The organism is Micromonospora sp. NPDC049051 (genome assembly GCF_043197575.1).
GTDB lineage: Bacteria > Actinomycetota > Actinomycetes > Mycobacteriales > Micromonosporaceae > Micromonospora.
Map to the genome: position 1 here is coordinate 182022 of NZ_JBICTL010000004.1, position 23757 is coordinate 205778.

At 74.0% G+C, this 23757-nt stretch carries 25 protein-coding genes and 1 pseudogene; 17 read left to right on the forward strand and 9 right to left on the reverse strand.

What is annotated here, in order from left to right; translation table 11 throughout:
* Window positions 1–112 precede the first annotated feature (112 nt).
* Window positions 113–880: a phosphoglyceromutase gene (locus tag ACGFIR_RS17555; protein ID WP_091107889.1), complete on the forward strand. Its 768-nt coding sequence runs from the start codon at window positions 113–115 to the stop codon at window positions 878–880.
* Between the two features lie 64 nt (window positions 881–944).
* On the opposite strand, the gene phoU is transcribed toward ACGFIR_RS17555, so the two are convergent.
* The gene (phoU, locus tag ACGFIR_RS17560) at window positions 945–1598 is read right to left on the reverse strand and encodes a phosphate signaling complex protein PhoU (protein ID WP_392998160.1); all 654 of its coding nucleotides are present in this window, start codon (window positions 1596–1598) and stop codon (window positions 945–947) included.
* A gap of 280 nt (window positions 1599–1878) precedes the next feature.
* Between phoU and ACGFIR_RS17565 the strand changes: the two genes are divergently transcribed.
* Both ACGFIR_RS17565 and ACGFIR_RS17570 read left to right on the forward strand, forming a co-directional pair.
* Window positions 1879–3165 (forward strand): sensor histidine kinase, encoded by a 1287-nt coding sequence (locus ACGFIR_RS17565; RefSeq protein WP_393146014.1) that lies wholly within the window; start codon window positions 1879–1881, stop codon window positions 3163–3165.
* A 22-nt stretch (window positions 3166–3187) separates the two neighbouring features.
* Complete coding sequence (locus tag ACGFIR_RS17570; protein WP_392998164.1) at window positions 3188–3871, forward strand: response regulator; 684 nt, start codon at window positions 3188–3190, stop codon at window positions 3869–3871.
* A gap of 56 nt (window positions 3872–3927) precedes the next feature.
* Here the strand turns inward: ACGFIR_RS17570 and ACGFIR_RS17575 are convergent, their stop codons facing one another.
* A complete protein-coding gene (locus ACGFIR_RS17575) occupies window positions 3928–4743 on the reverse strand; it encodes a hypothetical protein (RefSeq protein WP_393146016.1) in 816 nt (271 codons plus the stop codon).
* 74 nt (window positions 4744–4817) lie between these two features.
* Here ACGFIR_RS17575 and ACGFIR_RS17580 point away from each other — a divergent pair, with 74 nt between their 5' ends.
* Both ACGFIR_RS17580 and ACGFIR_RS17585 read left to right on the forward strand, forming a co-directional pair.
* Window positions 4818–5762 carry a Ppx/GppA phosphatase family protein gene (locus ACGFIR_RS17580; RefSeq protein ID WP_392998168.1) on the forward strand — a complete coding sequence of 315 codons (945 nt, stop codon included), beginning with the start codon at window positions 4818–4820 and terminating at the stop codon, window positions 5760–5762.
* A gap of 119 nt (window positions 5763–5881) precedes the next feature.
* Window positions 5882–6688, forward strand: a complete 807-nt coding sequence (locus ACGFIR_RS17585) for a sugar phosphate isomerase/epimerase family protein (RefSeq protein WP_392998170.1) — start codon at window positions 5882–5884, stop codon at window positions 6686–6688.
* Between the two features lie 90 nt (window positions 6689–6778).
* Here ACGFIR_RS17585 and ACGFIR_RS17590 read toward each other — a convergent pair whose 3' ends face one another.
* The 3 genes from ACGFIR_RS17590 to ACGFIR_RS17600 are packed head-to-tail and all read right to left on the reverse strand — an operon-like array spanning window position 6779 to window position 8811.
* A complete protein-coding gene (locus ACGFIR_RS17590) occupies window positions 6779–7351 on the reverse strand; it encodes a CGNR zinc finger domain-containing protein (RefSeq protein WP_392998172.1) in 573 nt (190 codons plus the stop codon).
* A 19-nt stretch (window positions 7352–7370) separates the two neighbouring features.
* Window positions 7371–8540 carry a glutathionylspermidine synthase family protein gene (locus ACGFIR_RS17595; RefSeq protein ID WP_393146018.1) on the reverse strand — a complete coding sequence of 390 codons (1170 nt, stop codon included), beginning with the start codon at window positions 8538–8540 and terminating at the stop codon, window positions 7371–7373.
* Between the two features lies 1 nt (window position 8541).
* Complete coding sequence (locus ACGFIR_RS17600; protein ID WP_393146020.1) at window positions 8542–8811, reverse strand: hypothetical protein; 270 nt, start codon at window positions 8809–8811, stop codon at window positions 8542–8544.
* Window positions 8812–8943: 132 nt separating this feature from the next.
* On the opposite strand from ACGFIR_RS17600, the gene ACGFIR_RS17605 reads away from it, so the two are divergent.
* The 9 genes and pseudogenes from ACGFIR_RS17605 (at window position 8944) to ACGFIR_RS17645 (ending at window position 16341) form a co-directional block, all read left to right on the forward strand.
* Window positions 8944–9864, forward strand: a complete 921-nt coding sequence (locus ACGFIR_RS17605) for a proline dehydrogenase family protein (protein ID WP_393146022.1) — start codon at window positions 8944–8946, stop codon at window positions 9862–9864.
* A 167-nt stretch (window positions 9865–10031) separates the two neighbouring features.
* Window positions 10032–10829 (forward strand): alpha/beta fold hydrolase, encoded by a 798-nt coding sequence (locus ACGFIR_RS17610; RefSeq protein WP_392998180.1) that lies wholly within the window; start codon window positions 10032–10034, stop codon window positions 10827–10829.
* On the forward strand, window positions 10822–11400 hold the full coding sequence (locus ACGFIR_RS17615) for a TetR/AcrR family transcriptional regulator (protein WP_392998182.1): 579 nt from the start codon (window positions 10822–10824) through the stop codon (window positions 11398–11400). Before ACGFIR_RS17610 ends, ACGFIR_RS17615 begins: the two co-directional genes overlap by 8 nt.
* A gap of 167 nt (window positions 11401–11567) precedes the next feature.
* Window positions 11568–13172, forward strand: coding sequence for a hypothetical protein (locus tag ACGFIR_RS17620; RefSeq protein WP_393146024.1), 1605 nt, complete (start codon window positions 11568–11570; stop codon window positions 13170–13172).
* Between the two features lie 13 nt (window positions 13173–13185).
* Window positions 13186–13461: pseudogene (locus ACGFIR_RS17625) on the forward strand (hypothetical protein); the annotation flags it as partial.
* A 145-nt stretch (window positions 13462–13606) separates the two neighbouring features.
* On the forward strand, window positions 13607–13816 hold the full coding sequence (locus ACGFIR_RS17630; RefSeq protein ID WP_007465625.1) for a helix-turn-helix domain-containing protein: 210 nt from the start codon (window positions 13607–13609) through the stop codon (window positions 13814–13816).
* A gap of 216 nt (window positions 13817–14032) precedes the next feature.
* Entirely contained in the window at window positions 14033–14134 is a 102-nt protein-coding gene (locus ACGFIR_RS17635; protein WP_007465623.1) for a 30S ribosomal protein bS22, read from the forward strand.
* Between the two features lie 120 nt (window positions 14135–14254).
* Entirely contained in the window at window positions 14255–15328 is a 1074-nt protein-coding gene (locus tag ACGFIR_RS17640; protein WP_392998186.1) for an NAD-dependent epimerase/dehydratase family protein, read from the forward strand.
* The gene (locus tag ACGFIR_RS17645; protein WP_393146026.1) at window positions 15325–16341 is read left to right on the forward strand and encodes a lysophospholipid acyltransferase family protein; all 1017 of its coding nucleotides are present in this window, start codon (window positions 15325–15327) and stop codon (window positions 16339–16341) included. The genes ACGFIR_RS17640 and ACGFIR_RS17645 overlap by 4 nt, the downstream gene beginning before the upstream one ends.
* 118 nt (window positions 16342–16459) lie before the next feature.
* Here the strand turns inward: ACGFIR_RS17645 and ACGFIR_RS17650 are convergent, their stop codons facing one another.
* From ACGFIR_RS17650 to ACGFIR_RS17660, 3 genes are all read right to left on the reverse strand, one after another.
* Window positions 16460–17335 carry an HAD family hydrolase gene (locus ACGFIR_RS17650; RefSeq protein WP_393146028.1) on the reverse strand — a complete coding sequence of 292 codons (876 nt, stop codon included), beginning with the start codon at window positions 17333–17335 and terminating at the stop codon, window positions 16460–16462.
* 173 nt (window positions 17336–17508) lie between these two features.
* Window positions 17509–18390, reverse strand: coding sequence for a DUF5667 domain-containing protein (locus tag ACGFIR_RS17655; protein WP_392998192.1), 882 nt, complete (start codon window positions 18388–18390; stop codon window positions 17509–17511).
* A 288-nt stretch (window positions 18391–18678) separates the two neighbouring features.
* Window positions 18679–19635: an ECF subfamily RNA polymerase sigma factor, BldN family gene (locus ACGFIR_RS17660; RefSeq protein WP_392998194.1), complete on the reverse strand. Its 957-nt coding sequence runs from the start codon at window positions 19633–19635 to the stop codon at window positions 18679–18681.
* Between the two features lie 578 nt (window positions 19636–20213).
* On the opposite strand from ACGFIR_RS17660, the gene ACGFIR_RS17665 reads away from it, so the two are divergent.
* The 3 genes from ACGFIR_RS17665 to ACGFIR_RS17675 all read left to right on the forward strand — a co-directional run bounded on the left by ACGFIR_RS17665 (window position 20214) and on the right by ACGFIR_RS17675 (window position 22930).
* Complete coding sequence (locus ACGFIR_RS17665) at window positions 20214–21947, forward strand: AMP-binding protein (protein ID WP_393146030.1); 1734 nt, start codon at window positions 20214–20216, stop codon at window positions 21945–21947.
* Window positions 21940–22191, forward strand: coding sequence for a glutaredoxin family protein (locus tag ACGFIR_RS17670; RefSeq protein ID WP_357877900.1), 252 nt, complete (start codon window positions 21940–21942; stop codon window positions 22189–22191). The genes ACGFIR_RS17665 and ACGFIR_RS17670 overlap by 8 nt, the downstream gene beginning before the upstream one ends.
* Window positions 22192–22279: 88 nt before the next feature.
* Window positions 22280–22930, forward strand: a complete 651-nt coding sequence (locus ACGFIR_RS17675; protein WP_393146032.1) for an HAD family hydrolase — start codon at window positions 22280–22282, stop codon at window positions 22928–22930.
* A gap of 158 nt (window positions 22931–23088) precedes the next feature.
* Here ACGFIR_RS17675 and ACGFIR_RS17680 read toward each other — a convergent pair whose 3' ends face one another.
* The gene (locus ACGFIR_RS17680) at window positions 23089–23742 is read right to left on the reverse strand and encodes a LuxR C-terminal-related transcriptional regulator (protein ID WP_393146034.1); all 654 of its coding nucleotides are present in this window, start codon (window positions 23740–23742) and stop codon (window positions 23089–23091) included.
* Between the last annotated feature and the right edge of the window lie 15 nt (window positions 23743–23757).

Below are 23757 nucleotides of genomic sequence, written 5' to 3' on the forward strand. Positions count from 1 at the left end.
GCGCCTTACAACCTAGTGGCGGGCCGGATCTTCGGGCAGCGCATTTTCCACGTGGTGGTCGTCACGACCACTGCCGGCGCGTCGCGGGGGAGCGTGCGGCAGGATGATCGGCATGACTGCTAGCGAGGGGCCCACCGTCGGGACGCTGGTCCTGCTGCGGCACGGCGAGAGCGACTGGAACGCCAAGAACCTCTTCACCGGCTGGGTCGACGTCGACCTGACCGAGAAGGGCGAGAACGAGGCGCGCCGCGGCGGCGAGCTGCTGCGCGAGCACAGCCTGCTGCCGGACGTGGTGCACACCAGCGTGATGCGCCGTGCGATCCGCACCGCCGAGCTGGCGCTCAACGCCGCCGACCGGCACTGGATCGCCGTGCGCCGGTCGTGGCGGCTCAACGAGCGGCACTACGGCGCCCTCCAGGGCAAGAACAAGAAGCAGACCCTGGAGGAGTACGGCGAGGAGCAGTTCATGCTCTGGCGCCGCTCGTACGACACCCCGCCGCCGCCGATCGCCGACGATGACGAGTTCTCGCAGGTCGGCGACCCGCGCTACGCGCTGCTGCCGAGCGAGCTGATGCCCCGCACCGAGTGTCTCAAGGACGTCGTCGAGCGGATGCTGCCGTACTGGTACGACTCGATCGTGCCGGACATCCTGGCCGGCCGTACGGTGCTGGTGGCCGCGCACGGCAACTCGCTGCGCGCCCTGGTCAAGCACCTGGACCAGATCTCCGACGAGGCGATCGCCAAGCTCAACATCCCCACCGGCATCCCGCTGCGCTACGACCTGGACCCGCAGCTGCGACCGCTCACGCTGGGCGGCACGTACCTGGATCCGGCCGCCGCGAAGGCGGCTGCCGCCGCCGTGGCGAACCAGGGTCGCTGACGTACCACACGCAAGGGGCTCCTCCCGGCGCGGGCGCGCGGTGGCGGAGCCCCTTGCGTGTGCCTCAGCTCGCCGTGGGCGCGGGCTGTCCGGTGATCAGGTAGACCACGTGTTCGCCGACGTTGACCGCGTGGTCGGCGAAGCGCTCGTAGAAGCGGCCGAGCAGGGTGGCGTCGATGGCGGTCTCGACCCCGTACGGCCAGTCCTCGCCGAGCAGCAGCCCGAACAGGCTCCGGTGCAGGTCGTCCATGGCGTCGTCGTCGCCGTCGAGTTCGGCGGCGAGTTCGGCGTCGGGCCTGGCGAGCACCGACCCGATCTTGAGGGCCATCCGGTCGGCCGTGGCGGCCATGTCGGTGAAGGTGGGCCGCAGCTCGGCGGGTACGGCCGGCGAGGGGTGCCGGCGCAGGGCGGTCTTGGCGACGTGGTCGGCCAGGTCGCCCATCCGCTCCAGGTCGGCCGCGACGTGCAGCGCGGTGATCATCGCGCGCAGGTCGGAGGCGACCGGGGCCTGTCGGGCGAGCAGGTCGCAGACCCGCTCCTCGACGTGCCGGTAGAGCTCGTCGATCTCGGCGTCCCGTTCGATCACCGTCTCGGCCGCCCGGCGGTCCGCGGTGAGCAGGGCGCGGGTCGCCTGCCGCATCGCGGCCCGGACCCCCTCCGCCATGTCCACCAGCAGTTGGCTGACGATCTGCAGGTCAGCCCGGAACTCGTCGCGCATTGTCACGTCCTGTGGTCGTTGGCCGCACCCGCCGGCCGGAGGCCGGTGGGGAAGGTCGCCGGCCGGGGCCGGGAGGTCGCTGTCCGCAGGCCCGGGCCGGTGGGAAGGTCGCGGGCCCGGGGGCCGGACCTGGTGCGCCGCCCACGGTAGGTCGGGTGGGGAGACCCGAGGTGAACCTCGGTGAACGACGCCGGACGCGGGGGTGAACTTTCCCGAAAGCGAAGCTGGTTCATCCCATTTGTGGGGGTTGCTAGGTTAACAATGACCCTACGATCGCCGGGTGGAATGGGCGGTGACGGTCGCGGTGGCCGTGGGGCTGGTGGTCGGGCTGATCGCCGGGGTGCTGCTGCCCCGGCTCGTCCCGACGCTCGGCGAGCGCGCCACGCGGGCGGGGAGCCGCTCCGGCTTCCCCAGCACCTGGGGGAGGCTCCCGATAGCCGAGGATCCGCAGTCCGGGACCGGCCGCCGGACCATCGACTCGCTGCGGGCCGGCGTGGTCGTACTCGACCCCGACGACACGCCTGTCCTGGTCAACCCGGCCGCCCGCGCGATGGGGCTGCTCCGTACCGGTGCCACCCAGGGCTCGATCGCCGCCCACCCGTTGATCCGTACGCTCGCCGGGCAGGTGCGGCGCACCGGCGTGCGGCGCGAGATCGAGCTGGACCTGCCGCGGGGCCGCGACAACGCCGAGGTGAACCCGCTCGGGGTGCACCTGAGGGCGATGGGGATCGGGGCGGGCTTCATCGCCGTCGAGGCGACCGACGTGACCGAGTCGCACCGGCTGGCCCGGGTCCGCCGCGACTTCGTGGCCAACGTCAGCCACGAGCTCAAGACCCCGATCGGGGCCCTCCAACTCCTCGCCGAGGCGCTGCTGGACGCCACCGAGCCTGCCGGGGCGGGCGCTCCCGGCCTCTCCGAGGACCTGGTCGCCGCCCGCCGGTTCGCGGAGCGCATCCAGCACGAGTCGACCCGGCTGGGCCGCCTGGTGCAGGAGCTGCTGGAGCTGACCCGGCTCCAGGGCGCCGAGCCACAGCCGCCGCCCGAGCCGGTCGCGATCGACTGGGTGATCGCCGAGGTGATCGACCGCACCCGTACCTCCGCCGCCGCCCGCCGCATCGACGTGACCGTCGACGCCGAGCGGGGCCTGACCGTCCTCGGCAGCGACGCGCAGCTCGCCACGGCCGTGGCCAACCTGGTGGAGAACGCCCTCAACTACTCGGGCGAGGACACCACCGTCCGGATCAGCGCCCGCGCCACCGACGAACACGTGGAGATCTCCGTCGCCGACCAGGGCATCGGGATCGCCCCGACCGACGTCGACCGGATCTTCGAGCGGTTCTACCGGGCCGACCAGGCCCGGTCCCGGTCCACGGGCGGCACCGGCCTGGGGCTGGCCATCGTGAAACACATCGCCGGCAACCATGGCGGAAGGGTGCAGGTGTCGAGCACTCTTGGTGGTGGATCGACGTTCACCCTCCGGTTGCCCGTCCGTGGCCCGGACGAGGTCCTGGCGACACCGCCCGCTGCTGGGATCGAAACCGGTCCGGCCGAGCTCCGGCAGGCCTGACAGTGCAGGAAAGGAAGTCCCGTTGAGCCGCGTTCTGGTGGTCGAGGACGAGGAGTCGTTCTCCGACGCCCTGTCGTACATGCTCCGCAAGGAGGGTTTCGAGGTCTCCGTCGCCGCGACGGGCACCGACGCCCTCACCGAGTTCGACCGGACCGGCGCCGACATCGTGCTGCTCGACCTGATGCTGCCCGAGATGTCCGGCACCGAGGTGTGCCGGCAGCTGCGGCAGCGCTCGCACGTGCCGATCATCATGGTCACCGCGCGGGACAGTGAGATCGACAAGGTGGTCGGCCTGGAGATCGGTGCCGACGACTACGTGACCAAGCCGTACTCGCCCCGGGAACTGGTCGCCCGGATCCGGGCGGTGCTGCGTCGGCAGAGCGCCGAGGCCGCCGAGTCGGGTGGCCCGACGCTGGCCGCCGGGCCGGTCCGGATGGACATCGAGCGGCACGTGGTGACCGTCGACGGCGCCCCGGTCCAGCTCCCGCTCAAGGAGTTCGAGCTGCTGGAGCTGCTGCTGCGCAACGCCGGCCGGGTGCTCACCCGGGGCCAGCTCATCGACCGGGTGTGGGGGGCCGACTACGTCGGCGACACCAAGACCCTCGACGTGCACGTCAAGCGGCTGCGCTCCAAGGTCGAGCCGGAGCCGTCCGCGCCGCGCTTCATCGTCACCGTGCGGGGTCTGGGCTACAAGTTCGAGCCCTGACCGGCGTACGCACGAAGGGGCCCGCGCCGAGCGCGGGCCCCTTCGTCGTCGGTCGGTCAGTCGGTGTCGCCGTCGGCGGGGTGCGGGGCGACCATGCCCTGCCGCCTGCGCGCCCCGCACACCTCGGCCAGCTTCGCGTACGCGGGGGCGCCCACCAGCGCGGTCAGCTCCGGGCCGTACGAGACGTACATCGGCTCGGTGCCGACGTGCGCGTCGGTGGAGGAGGTGCACCACCAGTCGAGGTCGTGCCCGCCGGCGCCCCAGCCCCGCCGGTCGAACTCGGAGAGCGTGGAGACCAGCACCTTCGTGTTGTCCGGCCGCTTGACCCACTCCTGGTCGCGGCGGATCGGCAGCTGCCAGCAGACGTCCGGCTTGTATTCCAACGGGTGCACCCCGTCGCGCAGCGCCTGGGCGTGCAGGGCGCAGCCGGCCCCGGCCGGGAACTCGGCGTCGTTGAGGAAGACGCACGGCCCGTCCTCACCCTGGGTGGCGGTGCGGCGGGCGGAGTTCTTGCCGTCGATGGTGTCGTTCTCGGTCCAGTTCTTGAACCCGCGCCGGAAGTGCTGCCACGTCGACGGGGTCAGCCGTTTGACCGCGGCCCGGACCCGCTGCTCGTCGTCGGAGTCGGTGAAGAACGCGCCGTGCGAGCAGCAGCCGTCGGCGGCCCGGCCCGCGACGATCCCGTGGCAACCCCGGCCGAAGATGCAGGTCCAGCGGGAGAGCAGCCATGTCAGGTCGGCCCGGATGAGGTGGTTCTCGTCCGCCGGGTCGGCGAACTCGATCCACTCGCGCGGGAAGTCCAGGGGCACCTCACGACTGCGCGGGTCGTCCGGGTCGTCCACCAGCACGCGGAGTTCGATCTGGCCTGTCACCCGGCCCAGCGTACGCCCGGCGCCCCCATCGGTCCGCCGAGCCGCGCAGACTGGTTGGCCCTAGTGTCTTCAGCATGCGACTGGGTGTCCTCGACGTCGGTTCCAACACCGTGCACCTGCTGGTGGTCGACGCCCACCACGGGGCGCACCCCTGGCCGGCGCACTCGGAGAAGGTCGTGCTGCGGCTGGCCGAGCAGATCGGCCCGGACGGCGCGCTCACCGAGGCCGGCGCGGACGGGCTGGTCAAGGCGGTCGGCATGGCCAAGGCGGCAGCCGCCGGGCTCGGCGTCGACGACCTGATCGCGTTCGCCACCTCCGCCGTACGCGACGCCACCAACGCCGCCGACGTGCTGTCCCGGGTCCGCGACGAGACCGACGTACGCCTGGAGGTGCTGCCGGGCGCGGACGAGGCGCGGCTGACCTTCCTCGCGGTGCGGCGCTGGTTCGGCTGGTCGGCGGGCCGGCTGCTGGTGCTGGACATCGGCGGCGGCTCGCTGGAGATCGCGGCGGGCATCGACGAGGACCCGGCCGTGGCGGTCTCCCTGCCGCTCGGCGCCGGCCGGCTCACCCGCGACCGGCTCGGGGTGGATCCCGACAGCGCGGCGCCGCCGCCGGCCGAGGCGGTCGACGAGTTGCGGGCGTACGTCGACGGGCTGCTGGAACCGGTCGTCGCGCAGGTGATCGAGGTGGGCTGGGAACGGCCGGTGGCCACCTCGAAGACGTTCCGGACCCTGGCCCGGCTGGCCGGCGCCGCCCCCTCCAGCGCCGGTCTGTGGGCGCCCCGCCAGCTCACCCGCGCCGGGCTGCGGCAGGTGCTCGGGTTCATCCGGCACATCCCGCCGGCCCAGCTCGTCGAGTTGGACGGGGTCAGCGCCGGCCGGGCCCACCAACTGCTCGCGGGGGCGGTCGTCGCCGAGGCCGTGCTGCGCCGACTCGACGTGGACGGGCTGGACATCTGCCCCTGGGCGCTGCGCGAGGGCGTGATCCTGCGCCGACTGGACCAGCTCGGTCCGGTGTGAAGCGCGAGGAGTGAGCTTGCGAGCCCCGCAGTCGCGGGCGGGAGGCGTTCCGGTGTGATCTGGGCGGTTTGCACTCTCTCGTCATGAGGTGTCGAGCGGACCCGGTTACCCTCGATGGTGTGACTTCCCGGGTCCCCGTGCTCCTGTCCACGTCGTCGGTCTTCCCTGAGCGGACGGCGGCGGCGTTCCAGTTGGCCGCCGCGCTCGGTTACGACGGCCTCGAGGTGATGGTCTGGACCGACGCCGTCAGCCAGGACGCCGGCGCGCTGCGCGGGCTCGCCGAGCACTACGGCGTGCCGGTGCTCTCCGTGCACGCGCCCTGCCTGCTGGTGACGCAGCGGGTGTGGAGTTCCGACCCGTGGGAGCGGCTGCGCAGGTCGGCGGAGCTGGCGGCGACGCTCGGGGCGCCCACTGTGGTGGTGCACCCGCCGTTCACCTGGCAGCGGGACTACGCGCGCAACTTCGCCGACGGGCTGGCCACGATCGCCGCCGAGTACCCGGACCTGCGCTTCCCGGTGGAGAACATGTTCCCGGTCCGGATGGCGGGCCGCCAGTTCGTGCCGTACGTGCCGGGCTGGGACCCGACCGAGGCGGGGTACGCCTCCTACACGCTCGACCTGTCGCACTGCGCCGCCTCGCACGTCGACTCCCTGGCGATGGCCGACCGGATGGGCGCCAACCTGACCCACGTGCACCTCGGCGACGGCACCGGCGAGGGCCGCGACGAGCACCTGGTGCCGGGGCGCGGCACGCAGCCCTGCGCCGAGCTGCTCTCCTCGCTGGCCGGGCGCGGGTTCACCGGTTCGGTCGCCGTGGAGGTCACCACCCGGGGCGCGAAGAGCCGCGCCGTGCGGGAGGCCGACCTGCGCGAGGCGCTGGCGTTCGCCCGCCAGCACCTCGGCACGCCGTCCCCGATCGACGCCTGAGCGCCGACCCCTGCCGGCCGGCGCCCGGGCGCCGCTGCGGTCACAGCACGACGACGACCGCCCGGTCGGCTGGACGCTGCCCGAGTGGCGTCAGACCGCTGTGCTGAGCGACTCCTTGGTGCTCACGCCGGCCTGCTCGCCGATGGCCGCGCGCTTGCGCGCCCGATGGGCGGCCACGTGCGAGCGGGTGGCGCAGCGTTCCGAGCAGAACCGTCGGCAGCAGTTGGACGAGGTGTCCAGGTAGACGTTGCCGCAGCGCTCGTCGGCGCAGACCCCGAACCGGGCACTGCCGTACTCGCAGAGCCAGACCGACAACCCCCACACCGCGCCGGCCAGGTATTCCGCGCTCACGGAGGCGCCCCGGCTGGTCACGTGCATGTGCCAGTCGCTGGAGTCGTGCCCGGAGATGCGGGGCTGCACCGGGAACGCCTCCAGCAGTGTGTTGAGCTCGACCACCGCCTCGGCGTCCCGCCCGGAGGTGCCGTACTCGAAGACGTCGCGCAGGCGCTTCTGGGCCCGCCGGAAGGTTGTGAGGTCCCGCTCCGCCACCTCGTCGCGCATCCACGCGTTGTCGTCGGGGATGAGGGCCCGCAGGTCGTCGAGGTCGTCCAGGCGGGCGTTGACGAGGTCGACGCCGGTCCGGGCGTACGCGTCGAAGTTCACGCCCACAACCGTAGACGAATCAGTGGGCCCGTGGCGCGTCGATGTAGTGCGGCAGGAACCGCGCGTAGCCGTCGGTGATGAGGCTCGCGCTCTCCCGCACCCCCACCCCGGCCGACTCGCCGTCGACGATCCAGCTGCCCAGCACCATGCGGTTGCCGGCGAACTCGGGCAGCGCCCGGAACTCCTGGTAGCACCAGCCCTCGTCGCCGTAGATCCCCGGGTTGTTGATCTCGGTGTCGCCGGTGACGATCCGCACCGAGCCGCCCTCCCGGCCGAGCAGCGGCTTGGCCACGTACTCCGGCATGCCGCGGGGCGAGTCGAGGTACGCGGGCAGCAGCAGCTCGTGCCCGGGATACAGCTCCCAGAGCACGGCGAGCAGCGCCTTGTTCGACAGCAGCAGCTTCCACGCCGGCTCGATCCAGGTCGTCGGGGTGCCGGGCTCCAGCGCCGGTCGCCCGTACGGCTCGGCGAGCATCCACTCCCACGGGTAGAGCTTGAAGCAGGTGGTGACCGGTTCGCCGGCCGCGTCGACGAAGCGGCGGCCGTCCCAGCCGATGTGCTGGATCGGTTGGAGCGTGGCGTCCAGCCCCGCCTGGCGGGCGGTCTCGGCGAGGTAGCCGGCGGTCATGTGGTCCTCGGCGGACACCTCCTCCTCCTGCGACCAGAGCACGTGCACCCGGCGGTCGTGCAGCCCCGCGCCGATCTTCGCCCAGGCGCCGACGAGGCGCTCGTGCAGGCTGTTCCACTGGTCCAGCTCGGGCCGGGTGTGCTCCAGCCAGTACCACTGGATGATGCTCGCCTCGACCAGCGCGGTGGGGGTGTCGGCGTTGTACTCCAGCAGCTTCGGCGGCCAGCTGCCGTCGTAGGCGAGGTCGAAGCGCCCGTAGAGGGTGGGCGGCGCCTCGCGCAGCGACCGGGCCACGGCCTCGGCCGCCCAGGCCGGGATGCCGAACTCGGCGTAGCGGTGCCGCGCGACGACGTTTTCGGCGGCGGCGACCGACATCCGGTGCAGCTCCTCGGTCGCCTCCTCCAGCCGCAGCACCTCGTCCAGCTCGAACGCGTACGCGGCGGTCTCGTCCCAGTACGACATGATGCCGCCGTCGGGCAGCTCGGTGTCGACGTACACCAGGCCCTGGGAGCGGATCGTGGCGTCCCAGTCCGGGCGCGGGGTGACCGTCTGCCGGCGCACGTCAGCCGCCGCAGGAGGCGAGGTGGGTGCCGAAGCCGCCCCGGTCGGGCAGGGCCGAGGCGGTCGGCTCCGGCGCGGTGCGTCCGCTGGTCACCGTCGGTGTCCGTAGCGCCAGGGCCACCGTCTCGCCGCCGCCCGCCGGGCCGAGGGCGCAGTCGTCATCGTCGTCGTCCGAGGTCATGTTGCAGCCGGAGAGGGTGAGCGCGAGGACGGTGAGCGCGCCGAGCTGCACGGAGGCCGACCGGAGCCGGCGGCGGGGGCGTTGTTCCACGTGATTTGTTGTAGCCGATGGAAGCCACTGCCGTCCCACCACCGGCGGTGCCTGTGATGCGGTTGGGACCTGGTGGCCCAGGCTGCGCCCGCTGCCCCGCGCGGGGCCACCGGCGGGCGTTAGGCTCGATGCATGCTCCGTACCGTGATCCTCGCCGCCTCCCGGTCACCCCAGGTCGAGCGGCTCGTCGCGACGGCCCCGTTCACCCGGGACCTCGTCCGCCGGTTCGTCGCCGGCGCCAGGACCGACGACGCGTTGCGCGCGACCCGCGAACTCGTCGACGACGGTCTCGCGGTCACCCTCGACAACCTCGGCGAGGACACCGTCACCCCCGAGCAGGCCACCGCCACCCGTGACGAGTACGTCAGGCTGCTGAAGCTGCTCTCCGGCGCGGGGCTGACCCCGGCCGCCGAGGTGAGTGTCAAGCTGTCGGCGCTGGGCCAGATGTTCGACGAGCAGCTCGCCTACGACAACGCGCGGGCGATCTGCGTCGCCGCCGAGGAGGCGGGCACGACGGTCACCCTGGACATGGAGGACCACACCACCACCGACTCGACCCTGGACATCCTCGCCAAGCTGCGCAAGGACCATCCGTCGACCGGCGCCGTCCTCCAGGCGTACCTGCGGCGGACGGAGTCGGACTGCCGCGAGCTGGCCACGGCCGGTTCCCGGGTGCGGCTGTGCAAGGGCGCCTACAAGGAGCCGGAGTCGGTGGCCTACCAGGCCGCGCGCGAGGTCGACAAGTCCTATGTGCGCTGCATGAACATCCTGATGTCGGGCGACGGCTACCCGATGCTGGCCACCCACGACCCCCGCCTGATCGCCATCGGGGAGGACCGGGCGCGCTGGTTCGACCGTGGGCCCGAGCGGTTCGAGTTCCAGATGCTGTACGGCATCCGCCCGGAGGAGCAGGCCCGGCTCGTGGGCGAGGGCTACACGGTGCGGACCTACCTGCCCTACGGCGAGGACTGGTACGGCTACCTGATGCGCAGGCTCGCCGAGCGCCCGGCCAACCTGGCGTTCTTCGGCCGGGCCGTCATCTCGAAGAAGTAGTTCGGCCGTACGGCCAGCCCCGGAGGCGGTGGCCGTCCGGATCGGCCAGCGTCATCCCCCCACAGCGGTCCCGGTACGGGCCGGCGGAGACCCTCGTCCCGCCGGCCCGTTCCCGTTCCCGGGCGAGCCCCTTGACGGCCTTGGCTAATGCGATTAGCTTTTAGGTTATGACAGTTAGCTACGTGGAGCGGGACGGCGGGCGGATCGCCTACGAGGCGCACGGGCAGGGGCCGCTCGTCGTCCTCTCGCACGGCATGGGGGAGAACCGGCACTCCTTCCGCCACCTGGTCCCGCTGCTCGTCGCGGCCGGGCACCGGGTGGCGTCGGTGGACGTTCGGGGGCACGGCGAGTCCAGCGCCGGCTGGCCGACGTACGCCCCGGCGCAGGTCGGCGCCGACCTGCTCGCAGTGGTCCGCGACCTCGGTGGCGGACCGGCCACCCTGGTCGGCAGTTCGTCCAGCGCGGCGGCCGTGGTCTTCGCCGCCGCCGACGATCCCGCCCTGGTCAACGGCATCGTCCAGGTCGCCCCGTTCGTCGAGCAGCCGAAGCTCAACCCGTTCATGCGGATGGCCCTGGCCGCCGTGCTGCGCAGTCCCCGGCTGTTCGGGCTGTTCCACCGCACGCTCTTCCCGTGCGACCGGCCGGCCGACGACGCCGCGTACCGCAAGGCGATGGTCGCCACCCTGCGCGAGCCCGGCCGGATGGCGGCGATGCGCGGGGTGATCGCGCCGGCCGGGCCGGACTGGACCACCCGCGCCCGCGAGGTACGCCAGCCGGTGCTGGTGCTGATGGGCACGAGGGATCCGGACTTCCGCGATCCGGGCGCCGCGGCCCGGGCGGCCCGCCGGCTCTTCGCCACCGCCGAGGCGCGGATGATCGACGACTCCGGCCACTACCCGCACGCCGACCAGCCGGCCCGCACCGCCGCCCAGCTCACCGAGTTCGTGGCGGTCACCGGTGCCTAGGGCCGGGCTCACCCAGCGGGCCGTGGTGCGCGAGGCGGCCCGGCTGGCCGACGAGGTCGGTGCCGACCAGCTCACCCTCGCCGCGCTGGCCAACCGGCTCGGCGTCGCGCTGCCCAGCCTCTACAAGCACGTCCGGGGCGCCGACGCGCTCGCCCAGAAGCTCTCCGCGCTGGCAACCGCCGAGCTCGCCGACGAGTTGACCGCCGCCGTCGCGGGCCGGGCCGGCGGGGACGCGTTGCGGGCCGTCGCCACCGCCTACCGGGCGTACGCCCACCGGCACCCCGGCCGCTATCCGGCCACCCAGCGGGTACCGGACCCGACCGACCCGGAGCACGTCGCCGCCGGGGAGCGGGCCGTCGGGGCGATCCGGGCCACCCTGCGGGGCTACGGGCTCGACGGCGACGACGCCCTCGACGCGACCCGGATGCTGCGCAGCACCCTGCACGGGTTCGTCTCGCTGGAGGCGGCCGGCGGGTTCGGCCTGCCCCGCGCCGTGGACGCCTCCTTCGGCAACCTGGTCACCGCGCTGGACGGCACGTTGCGGTCCTGGCCACGGGGGCAGGAACGGTGAGGGCGCGGTCCACTGCCGCGCCTCCTGCGGGGACCGGTCGTCGGCGGTGACCGGCACGCTGCGCCACCCGACGGACCGCCCCGCCTGAACCGTGCCGAGACCGCTGCGCGGCGTGGCTCGCGGGCCCCGGTCGCCCCGGCCGGCCGGATGGTCGTACCCTTCGGCGGGTGACTGACGGGCAGCCCGGAACGGACGGCCGACCGGTGACGGACGCCGCGCCGGCCAGCGCGACAGAAGAGGCCGAGCCGGCCGACGGCACCGGGCCGACCACCCCGGCCGAGCCGGCCGACGGCACCGGGCCGACCACCCCGGCCGAGCCGGGCGACGGCGCCGGGCCGACGACCTCGGCCGAGCCGGCCGACGATGCCGGGCCGACGACCTCGGCCGAGTCGGCCGATGGTGCCGGGCCCGCTGACGGCGCTGGGCCGGCCGACGATGCCGAGCCGACTGCGACGGCCGGGCCGGCCGATGGTGCCGGGCCCGTCGCGCCTGCTGCGGCGGTGGCGGGCGCCGAGCCGTCGGTGCGGCGGATCCGACCGCTGGGCGTGGCGCTGGCGGCATTCGTGTTGCTGTTGGCCTGCGGCCTGCCCGCGGCGCTGGTGACCGGCCTGGTGCGCGCCGGTGATCCGCCCGCCCCGGGCCCGTCGGCCGCACCCGCCGACGACCCCGGCGTCGCGGCGGCCCGCCGGCTCGGGGAACGCATGTCGGCGGAACTGGCCCGGCAGTCCGCCGCCCTGCTCGGCGGGGACCGCGCCAGGTTCCTGGCGGTCGCCGAGCCGGCCGCGCATCCGGACCTGCGCCGCCGGTACGCCGCGCTGCGCGCCCTGCGGGTGACTGCCTGGCAGGCCGACGCCAGCGGTCCCCCCGTCCCCGTCGAGGGGCGGCCCGGCGAGTGGCGGTTGCTGGTCGAGTTCCGCTACTGCTTCGTCACGCCGGACTGCCGCACCAGCCGGGTGCTGACCGGCACCCGGTGGCGGGAAGGGGAGCGGCCCCGGCTGCTCGCCGTGGAGCCGTCCCGCTCCGCCGCGACCGGCACCCGGCCCTGGGAGGTCAGTGAGCTGGCCGTGGCCGTCGGTCCGCGTACGCTCGTGGCGACCACCCCCGCCCTGCGCAAGGAGCTGCCCGGCCTGCTCGCCCAGGCGGAGGCCGCCGCCAGGATCGCCGACACGTACGCCGTCGGTGGCCGCACGCCGGACCGGTACCGGATCTTCCACGCCGGCCGGGGCGAGTGGCAGCGCTGGTACGGCGGCGGCCGGCCGAAGTGGACCGGCGGGTACGCGGTCACGGTCGGCGGCGGCCACCACGAGGTGGTGCTCAACGCCGAGGGACTCGTCGCCGGCGGGGTGGACGACCTGCTCCGGCACGAGCTGACCCACGCCGCGTCCCTGCCCGAGCGGGGGTACCCGGGCAAGGACACCTGGTGGCTGGTCGAAGGGCTCGCCGAGTACGCGGGCGCCGACGGCGAACCGATCGACCGGTACGCCGGACTGGACGAGGTGCGCGGCCTGCTCGGCGGCTGGGACGGTCGGCTCGACAGCCTCAGCCCGGCCGACGACGCCCCGGCGGACCGGGTCAGCGGCAGCTACGGCATCTCCTACCTGGCGGTCCGGCACCTGGTCGACCGGTTCGGTCCGGAGCGGCTGCTCGCCTTCTTCGCGGCCGTGGTGCACGAGCGCACGCCGGTGGACCGGGCGGCCGAGCAGGTCCTCGGCGAGGCGTGGTCGGCCCTGCACGCCGAGTGCGTCGGCTACGTCCGGGCCGTGGTCGGCTGACGGGAGCGGCCCGCGCGACGGGTGTTTGCTGCCCCAAGGCCTTCATGATCGACCGCTGTCGGGCGGCGCCGGCCGACCTGACACACTGGTGCCCGCTCCCAGCGCGGAGCCCCGGTCCGCGTCCGGAAGCGGCCCGGGGCGCCCGCCCGGTGGCTCCGGTGGCGCCGCCGGAGCCACCGGGCGCCTTCCGCCCGCCGGCCGACCCGGAAACGGGGCCGACCCGGATCCGGGGGCCGATCGGACGCGGCGCGCAACAGGTTCGACGACGAACCGACCGGTCGAGTGGTGACCGGCCAGAATCATGATCAGTTGTACGAAGGGATCGCGCCGGTCACAGCCGTCCCGCTACCGTACTGGTAACACGCGCGTCGCCGGTCCGGGCGGGACGAACCTGTCCGGTGGCACGCGCCGGGCATGGGATTGGTCGGTGAGCCATGGCCGGGTCGCAGTCCGACGGACGGCTGTCGGAGGTCAAGTTCCTCACCGTCGCCGAGGTGGCGACGGTGATGCGGGTGTCGAAGATGACGGTCTACCGCCTCGTGCACAGCGGTGAGCTCACCGCGGTCCGGGTCGGCCGGTCGTTCCGGGTGCCCGAGCATGCGGTGCACGAATACCTGCGGGGCGCCTTTCAGGAGACCGCCTGACCCTCCCGGGGACCGCCCGCGGAGGGCGACGTGACGGGCATCGACGGGGGCGCGTTGGTCCTGCTGACGCTCTCCGGCTACCCTGGACCCCGACCGTGACCGCAGGCGTTCCCTGCCGCTTACCCCGCTGGTCCGGTCCGTTGTCCGCAAGCGGTCGCCGACGTCACCCCGTGGCGTCAGCAGGTCGCCCCGCACGTTGCATCGAAAGGCTTTCGTATGGGCTCGGTGGTCAAGAAGCGCCGCAAGCGCATGGCTAAGAAGAAGCACCGCAAGCTGCTGCGCAAGACCCGCGTCCAGCGTCGCCGTCTCGGCAAGTGACCGGGGCCGGGCTCCGGCCCGGCTCCCGTCGTCGCTTGCCAACTGTCGACCCCCGGAGGCTCAGGTGATCACGCCGCGGATGTCCCGGCTCGGTCCCGCCTGCCGGGGTAGGTGTGTGACATGACCCCCGGCGGCACCTCAGGTGCCCCGGGGGTCGTCGTCGTCACCGGGGTCAGCCGCTACCTCGGCGCGCACGTCGCCGCCCGCCTCGCCGCCGACCCCCGCATCGAGCGGGTCATCGGCGTGGACCAGCCCGAGCCCGGCGCCGAGATCACCGACCTGCTCGACCGGGTCGAGCGCGTCCGCGTCGACGCCGGCTCGCTCGGCGGCCTCCTCGCCGACCTCGACGTCGACGCGGTGGTCCACCTCGCCCTGGTCACCGCGCCCGACCCGCAGCACGGCGGCCGTGCGGCGATGAAGGACCAGAACGTGATCGGCACGATGCAGCTCCTCGCCGCCTGCCAGCGCGCTCCCCGCCTGCGCAAGCTCGTGGTCCGCTCCTCGACGGCCGCGTACGGGGCGTCGTTCCGTGACCCGGCCGTCTTCACCGAGGAGACCGAGCCGCGCGAGGTGCCGCGCGGCGGTTTCGGCCGCGACATCCTCGACATCGAGGGGTACGTCCGCGGCTTCCGCCGCCGCCGGCCCGACGTCACCGCGACCGTGCTGCGCTTCGCGCCGTTCATCGGCTCGACCGCCGACACCACCCTCACCCGCTACTTCTCCCGGCCGGTGGTGCCCACCGTGTTCGGGCGTGACCCCCGGTTGCAGTTCCTGCACTTCGACGACGCGTTGGAGGTGCTGCACCGGTCGATCGTCGAGGACCACCCGGGGACCTACAACGTGGCCGGCCCCGGCGTGCTCTCCCTGTCGCAGGCGATCCGCCGCGCCGGCCGGGTCGCCGTGCCGGTGCTGGAGCCCGGCCTGTCCAACGCCGCCGCGATCGCCCGCACCCTCGGCTTCGGCCGCTACGGCCTGGACCAGGTCGACCTCTTCGTGCACGGCCGCGTCGTCGACACCAGCCGGCTGGAGCGGGAGTACGACTTCACGCCCCGTTCCACCGCCGCCGCGTTCGACGACTTCATCCGCGCCCACCACGGCGGGGCCGTGCTGCACCGGGACCAGTTGGCAGCGGCGGAGCAGCTCGTGCTGGACGGGATCCGGCAGGTCCGTTCGGCCGTACGGGAGGGTTCGTGAGCGCGCCGGACGAGCGGCGCGACGGCCGCTTCGACGTACCGCTGAGGGTGTCCGCGCCGGACGCGGAGCCCGCGCGCATGAACGGACACCACCCCGGCACGCCCGACGAGCCCGACACGGCCGCCACCGACGAGGTGGTCGCGCGCGGGCCGGCGGTGCCGGACCGGCCCGGCGACCACTGGGACCGCAAGGTCGCCAAGGGGCTGGCGTTCCTGCGTCGTCGGCTCTCCGGCGACTACGAGGTCGACGAGTTCGGCTTCGATCCCGAGATCACCGAGGCGGTCTTCCACCCGCTGCTGCGGGCGCTCTACCGGGACTGGTTCCGCACCGAGGTCACCGGCCTGGAGCACGTGCCCGCCGAGGGCGCCGGCCTGGTGGTGGGCAACCACTCGGGCACCGTCGCGCTGGACGCGCTGATCCTCTCGGCCGCGCTGCACGACCAGCACCCGGCCCGCCGTTACCTGCGGCTGCTCGGCGCCGACCTGGTCTTCCGGATGCCGGTGGTCTCCGAGATCGCGCGCAAGACCGGCGGGACGGTCGCCTGCAACCCGGACGCCGAGCGGCTGCTCGGCAACGGTGAGCTGGTCGGCGTCTTCCCCGAGGGGTTCAAGGGCATCGGCAAGCTCTACTCCGACCGTTACAAGCTGCAACGATTCGGGCGCGGCGGGTTCGTCTCGGCGGCGCTGCGTACCGGCACTCCGATCGTGCCGGTCGCCATCGTCGGCGGCGAGGAGATCTATCCGATGCTCGCCGACATCAAGCCCCTGGCGCGGCTGCTCAAGCTGCCCTACTTCCCGGTCACGCCGACGTTCCCGCTGCTGGGCCCGCTGGGCATGGTGCCGCTGCCGAGCAAGTGGCTGATCGAGTTCTGCCCGCCGATCCCGACCGCCCACCTGACGGACTCCGCCGACGACCCCCTGGTCGTGTTCAACCTCGCCGACCAGGTGCGGGAGACCATCCAGCAGACCCTGCACCAGTTGCTGGAACGGCGCCCGGACCCGTTCGGCCCCTGAGGGCGCGCACGGCCGTGGCGCGGAGGGGGCGCGTGGGCCGTGGCGCCGAGGGCGAGTGGCGTGGCGCGGAGGGGCGCGCGGGCCGTGAGGCCGAGGGCGGGGTGGGCGGCCGGTGCCGTCAGCCGTTGCGGCGGCGGCGGTGCAGCGCCAGCCCGGCGGTCACCGCCCCGGCGACCAGACCGGCCGCCGCGGTGGACGGTACGGCGATCTTGATGGCGCGGCGGCCGGTGCGGAAGTCGCGGACGTCCCAGCCGCGCTGCCGGGCTTCCCTGAACAGGGCGGCGTCCGGGTTCACCGCCACGCCCCGGCCCACCGTCGAGAGCATCGGCAGGTCGTTGTACGAGTCGCTGTAGGCGGTGCAGCGGCCCAGGTCCAGCCCTTCCACGGCGGCGAGCTGGGTGACCGCCTCCGCCTTGGCCGGGCCGTGCATCAGGTCGCCGACCAGCCGGCCCGTGTACGCGCCGTCGACGATCTCGGCGACCGTGCCGACCGCGCCGGTCAGGCCCAGCCGCGCGGCGATCACCCGGCCGATCTCCACCGGCGCGGCGCTGACCAGCCAGACCCGTTCGCCGGCGTCCAGGTGACGCTGGGCGAGCTGGCGGGTGCCGGCCCAGATCCGGGGCGCCATCAGCTCGTCGAAGATCTCCTCCGCGAGGCGTTCGACGTCGTCCACCCGCCAACCCTCGACGAAGGCGAGGGCGGCCTCCTTGGCCTGTGACATGTCGCCGGCGTGCTCGGTGGCGAACAGCCGGAAGCGCAGCTGCTGCCAGGCGAACCGGGCCAGGTCGGTGGTGGTGAAGTAGTTGCGCGCGGCGAGGCCCCGGGCGAACCAGTAGATCGACGCGCCCCGCATCATCGTGTTGTCGACGTCGAAGAAGGCCGCCGCGCCCGGATCGGGTTCCGGGGGAGCCAGGGGCACCAGGTCGGTCTCCGCCCAGCCGGCGGTGTGACCGTGGGCGTCGGTGCTGACCGTCACCTTGCGGCTGCCTGCCACCCGACCTCCCTCCGCTCGACGTCTGTCTCCCGCGAGGGTAGCCGGGTGCCGGTGGGGGACGGCCGCGCGACGGGTGAACTGTGGCGCGGACGTCTCGGCCGGCTCCGGGCGACGACGATCAACGGTCGCCAGGGACCGATGGCGGAGCCGACAGCGAGCATCGGCTGCGAGGATCAGCGGTCGCCGGGGCAGCTGGCGGGGGCGGGGCCGAGCGCATCGCTGGTGACCGGCGCGGGCAGGCCACAGGCGATCGCCGCACGCAGCGCGTCGGAGCGCTTGCGGGCCGCGTCGAGCAGGGCGAGCGAGCGGCGGGTCCGGTCGCGGTCGGTCCGGCTGGCGTCGTCGAGGAGCGCGCCGACCGCCCGGCGCTGGCCGGTGAGGAAGGAGTTGACCGCGTCCAGCGCCGCCGGGTCGGAGCGCTGCGCGGCGGCGGTGGTGAGCAGGCGTACGCCCTGACGGGTGTCGGCGTCCATGTCGTCCAGGACCGCGCTGAAGCCGTCCTCGTTGCCGCGCATCTCGGCCGCCTCGGCGAGCCGGGTACGGGCGAAGCCCAGGAACAGCTGGCCCCGGCTGACGTCCGAGCTGGCCAGCGCGAGCTGGGCGCGTTCGGTCGAGCGCTTCATGCCGTAGAGCGCGTCGCCGGGGACGGCGTTCTCGCTGGCGGCGGAGATGCCCGAGACGGCGACGGCACCGGCCGCGATGCCGACCAGGATGGCGCCACGGGCCCGGGCCCGACGGGCGGTCGCCGCCGGCAGCAGCCGGTTGCGCCCCGTGTCGGCGGAACGCCGCGACGACGGTTCGGTCGTGGTCGCGGCCGGGGCGCCGATGCCCTCACGTTCGGCCGTGGCCAGCAGCATGGCCCGCAGCCCGGTCCGGAACTCCGGGTCCGCCTGCACGGTGGGCGGGGCCGTCGTCAGCCGCTGACCCACCGCGACGAGCGCGGTCAACTGGTCGTCGGCCCGGGACCGGACGTGGTGTCGTCGGCCCCCGTTGGCCTCGTCGAGAAGCTGCGCGAAGCGCTCCGCGCGCCGACGGGAGAAGAGGTTGCTGTCCACCGTGGGCACCTCCTCTCGCTGGTCGCGGCCGGTCGGCCGCTGTCATCGACAGCGACCGGTGACGGCGTGACACCACGGACGAAGGTCGTGGCCGGCCGCACCGCCGGAATCCGGGGGCCCGGGGAATGCCCTGGCTACCACCGGTCGCACCCGGAGAAACGGTCCGCACCGGACATGGGTTACGGGGCCGACGGAGGCGAAATCACGGAAAGTGATTGCCGACACGGGGGCGCGACGGCCCTGGGCTGCGCGTACGCCCGTCGATGCGTTGCAGTCCCGTGGACCGGACTACGGTTGGAAGCCGTCCGGCAGCAGTCGGGCCAGCGCTCGCACCGCGCGGTACTGGAGGGCCTTGATCGCGCCCTCGTTCTTGCCCATGGTGCGGGCCGTCTCGGCCACGGAGAAGCCCTGCAGGAACCGGAGCACGATGCACTCCTGCTGCTCCGGGTTGAGCTGCTTGACGGCGCTCAGCAGGGCCACGTTGGTGATGTGTTCGACGACCGCCGCCTCCGGGCTGCCCTCGGGGCCCCGGTCCTCGCGGTCGGCGTCCAGCACGTCGCCGGTGGTGACCTCCAGCCGGTAGCGGCCGGACTTGAAGTGGTCCGCCACCAGGTTCCGGGCGATGGTGACCAGCCAGGCGCCCAGGTCGCGCCCCTGCCAGGTGAAGCTGCCGATCCGCTTGAGGGCGCGCAGGAACGTGTCGGAGGTGAGGTCCTCGGCGAGCTGGCGGTTGCCCACGCGGAAGTAGACGAACCGGAACACCGTGTCGACGTACCGGTCGTAGATCAGCCCGAACGCCTCGGACTCGCCGGCCTGGGCCCGCTCGACGAGCCCCCAGACCTCGGTGGCGGGGTCGGAGGGGTCCGGCCGGCTGGGGAAGCCCGTGGAGGCGTTGACCGGCGCGGCGGCGGGCACCGCCGGGAGCACCGCCGTCTCCGTGACCGACTCGTCGTGCGCCCTGGTCGGTTCCGTGGTGCGGCGACCCTGCGCCGGCATGATGGGCCGGGCGGGGACCGCGACCCGGCCGCCGGTCGGCCTCGCGTTGCCTCCGGGCGTCGCGGCGCGTGGCGGTGGTTCGTTCTGGTGTGGTCGGTTGCGCGTCCGGTTCGACGCGGCCTCGCCATGGACGGCGAGGCCGCCCGCGTCGTCCAGCGGACCCCGGGCGGCGGGCCGTTCGTTGACCGGCCCGCGGACCGCCGGGCTGTTCAGGCCCACCGGCCGTTCCGCGTATCCGAAGGTGGTCACCGCGCCGCCTCCGTCCCGCCGGCCGGCCACGTCGGCCGGCACGGCGCCGTCGTGGCCCGGCCGGGTTGGCCGGGCAGGGCTGGCTCGGGGCGTGCCGACGGGCGGCAGATCCCCTTGAGGTGCAGGTCCAATGCGCTCACAGGCACGGGGGCCTCCTCGGGCTGAGGGGTGTCGACTCACGGCAAATGGGGTGAGCCGACCCGAGTGATGATAGGGCCAACGTCACCCACGCGTGGCAAGTCCGTTACACAGAGCGGAAGTATTTCCCCGGGCGTCGCACATCTGGCGGACCGGTTGTCCGTCGCCGGTGGTTGACTTTCGGATTGCACCGTGGATGCGAATAAATTCCAGTTCAGCGGGCCTGTCGCGGCGCGGGTGCCGATGTCCGGCCCGGGGTGCCCGGTGGCGGTGCGCACGACCCGCCGTGTCCTGTCGGCGGGACCGGCCCCGTCCCGGCCGGGCGTCGCGGGAGTCCTGCCGATGGGACTCCTGTGGACGGTGCGCCGGCAGGGCCGGGGCGTCCCGATCCGGTTGCGTCGGCCGGTGGTCCCCTCGGCGATCAGCGGCCTCCGGCGGGCATGGCCCACGGACCCCGCGCTGTGCCAGACTCAGCCACCGTGCAGGACGAAACCGACAGCTCCGCCTCGACCCTCGTCGAGCGGCTCCACCGGGCGGCCGCCGCCGTGGGCGACCGACCCGCGCTGCACTGGCGCGAGCGGACCCTGACCTGGTCCGAACTGGACGCGTCGGTGACGGCCACCGCCCACGCCCTGGCGGCCCTGACCGGGACGCCGCCGGCCGGTCTCCACCCGACGCCGGGCCGCATCGACCGGTACCCGCCCCGGGTCGCCGTCGCGCTCGGCAACTGCCCCGACTTCGTGGTGAGCTTCCTGGCCGCGCTGCGCGCCGGGCTCGTCGCGGTGCCGGTCAACCCCGGCCTCACCGCCCCCGAGCTGCGGCACGTGCTGGCCGACTCCGGCGCGTCGGTGCTGATCGGCACCGGGCGCGTGTGCGACCTGGTGGCCGGCGTCGCCGAGGACCTGCCCGCGCTCGTCGCCGTGCACACCGCGCCGCCGGTGGCGCCGGCCGGCGACGCGTTCCCCCGCCGGGGCGGCGACGACCTGGCGCTGCTGCTCTACACGTCCGGCACCGAGGGACGACCGAAGGGCGCGATGCTGACCCATCGCGCGCTGGCGGCCAACCACGAGCAGGTCGGACGCATCGATCCGCCCGTCGTCGGCCCGGACGACACCGTGCTGCTGGCGCTGCCGCTGTTCCACGCGTACGGGCTCAACGCGGGGCTGGGCGCCGTCGTCCACCATGGCGCGACCGGGGTGCTCGTCGACGACCTGGGCACCGACGCGGGGCTGGCCGAGATCGCCCGGCACCGGGTGAGCGTGCTGGTCGGCGTACCGTCGATGGTTGCCGCCTGGTCCACGGCGGACGCCGCCGCGCTCGCCCCGGCGATGGCGTCGGTGCGGGTCGTGGTCTGCGGCGCGGCACCGCTGGAGCCCGCCGTCGCGGCGCGCTTCGCCGAGGTCGCCGGTCGCCGGGTGCACGTCGGGTACGGCCTGACCGAGACCGCGCCGGTGCTGACCTCCACCCTGGTCGGCGGGGAGCCGAAGGCCGGCTCGATCGGCCGGCCGCTGCCCGGCGTCGAGCTGCGGCTGGTCGGGGCCGACGGGGCCGACCTGTGGCGCGACGGCGTGATCGAGCCGGACGACGACGTCGACGAGCTGGACTTCTCCGACGTCATGCCGGGCACCGACCCGGGCCAGGTCGTGGTGCGCGGGGCGAACGTCTTCGCCGGCTACTGGCCGGACGGCCGCGGCGGCCCGGACGCCGACGGCTGGTGGCCCACCGGCGACGTGGCGTACGCCGACGAGGACGGCGACCTCTTCCTGGTGGACCGGATCGGCGAGCTGATCCTGGTCAACGGGTTCAACGTGTACCCGCACGAGGTCGAGCTGGTGCTGTCCGCGCACCCGGGGGTGGCCGAGTCGGCGGTACTGGGTGTGCCGCACCCGCGCACCGGCGAGACTGTCCGGGCGTACGTGGTGGCGGCGCCGGGGCACCCGGTGACCGAAGCGGAGCTGCTCGCCCACTGCGCCCGCAACCTGGCCCGGTTCAAGTGCCCGACCGCCGTCGAGTTCGTCGACGAGTTGCCGCACTCGGTGATCGGCAAGGTACGCAAGACCCTGCTCCGGCCGGCGTCGCCCCCGGCGGCCCCGGTGCCGTCCCCGGCGGCGTCGCCGGAGACCCGCCCGCCGGCCCCGGCCGGCACCAGCACGACGGAGGAGACCGATGCGTGAGCCCCGACTCACCCTGATCACCCGGCCCGGCTGCCACCTGTGCGACGAGGCGAAGGCGGCGCTGGACCGGGTGGTGGCGGTCACCGGGGACCGGTGGACCGAGAAGGACGTCACCGACGACATCGAGCTGGAACGCGAGTACGGCGACCGGCTGCCCGTGGTGCTGCTCGACGGCAAGGAGCACGGCTACTGGCGGGTGGAGGAGGAGCGGCTGCTGCGGGACCTGACCACGCCGCAGCTGTGAACGCGCAGGCGCGGCACGAACCGCTGTCGCACTTTCCGCCGGCGGAGCGGGCGTGCGGCGCCGGACGCGCCGGCGCTAGGGTGCTGCGATGACCCCTGCGCGCAACCACCTGGTGTGGGACTGGAACGGCACCCTGCTCAACGACCTGAGCCTGGTGGTCGCCTGCACCAACGCGGCCTTCGCCAGCGTGGGCGGGCCCGCCGTGACCGCCGACGAGCACCGGGTACGGTTCCGCCGGCCCATCGCCGACTACTACGCCGAGGTGCTCGGTCGGGCGGTCGACGACGAGGCGTTCGGCCGGCTGGACCGGATCTTCCACGACGCGTACCGCACGGGGCTGACGACCTGCGAGCTGGCGCACGACGCCACCGTCGCCATGGCGGCGTGGCCGGGCAGCCAGTCCCTGCTGTCCATGTGGTTCCACGAGGAGCTGGTGCCGACCGTGCACACGTACGGACTCACCGGGAACTTCCTCCGGGTGGACGGACTGCGGGCGAGCGTCGGCGGGGACCGCAAGGCGGAGTCGCTGCGGCGGCACCTGACGGAGCTGGGCGTGGACGGCCGGGACGTGGTGCTGATCGGGGACTCCATCGACGACGCCGACGCCGCCGTGTCGGTGGGGGGCCGCGCCGTCCTCTACACCGGCGGGTTCACCGATCCGGCCCGGCTGCGCGCCGCCGGCCACCCGGTCGCCGACACCCTCAGCGAGGCGGTGACCCTGGCGGCCACGCTGCCCTGACCGGCCCGTCGGCTCCGGGTCCACCCCGACGGTCCGACCCCGTCGGCCCCGGCCAGCCGCAGCTCGACCCCGTCGGCCCCGGCCAGCCGCAGCTCGACGCCGGGCAGCGGCCGCCCGACGACGCGGCGGTGGGCCGCCGTCGGGGTCGGCCGTGCCGGTCAGTTGCGCAGGTAGGCCAGCACGGCCAGGACCCGGCGGTGCTGCTCCGTGTCGGGCGGGAGCTGGAGCTTGGTGAAGATGTTGCGGACGTGCTTCTCGACGGCGCCGTCGGTGACCACCAGGCTCCTCGCGATCGCCGTGTTGGAGCGCCCCTCGGCCATCAGCCCGAGCACCTCGCGTTCGCGCGGGGTCAGCTCGCGCAGCGGGTCGTCGCGCCGGCGCCGGGCGAAGAGCTGACCGACCACCTCGGGGTCGAGCACGGTGCCGCCCGCGGCCACCCGGTCCAGCGCGTCGAGGAACTCGTCGATCGCCGCCACCCGGTCCTTGAGCAGGTAGCCGATCCCGCCCCCGCCGCCGCCCGTGGTGGCGAGCAGGTCGTCGGCGTACGACACCTCGACGTACTGGGAGAGGACCAGGATCGGGGTGCGCGGCACCAGGCGGCGCGCCTCCACCGCCGCCCGCAGCCCCTCGTCGGTGTGCGAGGGCGGCATCCGGACGTCGACGATCGACACGTCCGGCCGGTGGGCCACCACGGCCCCCACCAGCGCCTCGCCGTCCGCCACGGCGGCGAGGACCTCGTGCCCGCGCTCGGTGAGCAGCCGTACGAGCCCCTCCCGGAGCAGCACCGCGTCGTCCGCGATCACGATCCGCATGCGCCTGTCTACCAC

Coding starts and splice junctions, on each gene's coding strand:
- ACGFIR_RS17555 (WP_091107889.1), top strand. CDS start 113: ATGACTGCTAGCGAGGGGCCCACCGTCGGGACGCTGGTCCTGCTGCGG.
- phoU (WP_392998160.1), bottom strand. CDS start 1,598: ATGCGCGACGAGTTCCGGGCTGACCTGCAGATCGTCAGCCAACTGCTG.
- ACGFIR_RS17580 (WP_392998168.1), top strand. CDS start 4,818: ATGCGACTGGGTGTCCTCGACGTCGGTTCCAACACCGTGCACCTGCTG.
- ACGFIR_RS17605 (WP_393146022.1), top strand. CDS start 8,944: ATGCTCCGTACCGTGATCCTCGCCGCCTCCCGGTCACCCCAGGTCGAG.
- ACGFIR_RS17610 (WP_392998180.1), top strand. CDS start 10,032: ATGACAGTTAGCTACGTGGAGCGGGACGGCGGGCGGATCGCCTACGAG.
- ACGFIR_RS17630 (WP_007465625.1), top strand. CDS start 13,607: ATGGCCGGGTCGCAGTCCGACGGACGGCTGTCGGAGGTCAAGTTCCTC.
- ACGFIR_RS17635 (WP_007465623.1), top strand. CDS start 14,033: ATGGGCTCGGTGGTCAAGAAGCGCCGCAAGCGCATGGCTAAGAAGAAG.
- ACGFIR_RS17640 (WP_392998186.1), top strand. CDS start 14,255: ATGACCCCCGGCGGCACCTCAGGTGCCCCGGGGGTCGTCGTCGTCACC.
- ACGFIR_RS17665 (WP_393146030.1), top strand. CDS start 20,214: ATGGCCCACGGACCCCGCGCTGTGCCAGACTCAGCCACCGTGCAGGAC.
- ACGFIR_RS17670 (WP_357877900.1), top strand. CDS start 21,940: ATGCGTGAGCCCCGACTCACCCTGATCACCCGGCCCGGCTGCCACCTG.
- ACGFIR_RS17675 (WP_393146032.1), top strand. CDS start 22,280: ATGACCCCTGCGCGCAACCACCTGGTGTGGGACTGGAACGGCACCCTG.
- ACGFIR_RS17680 (WP_393146034.1), bottom strand. CDS start 23,742: ATGCGGATCGTGATCGCGGACGACGCGGTGCTGCTCCGGGAGGGGCTC.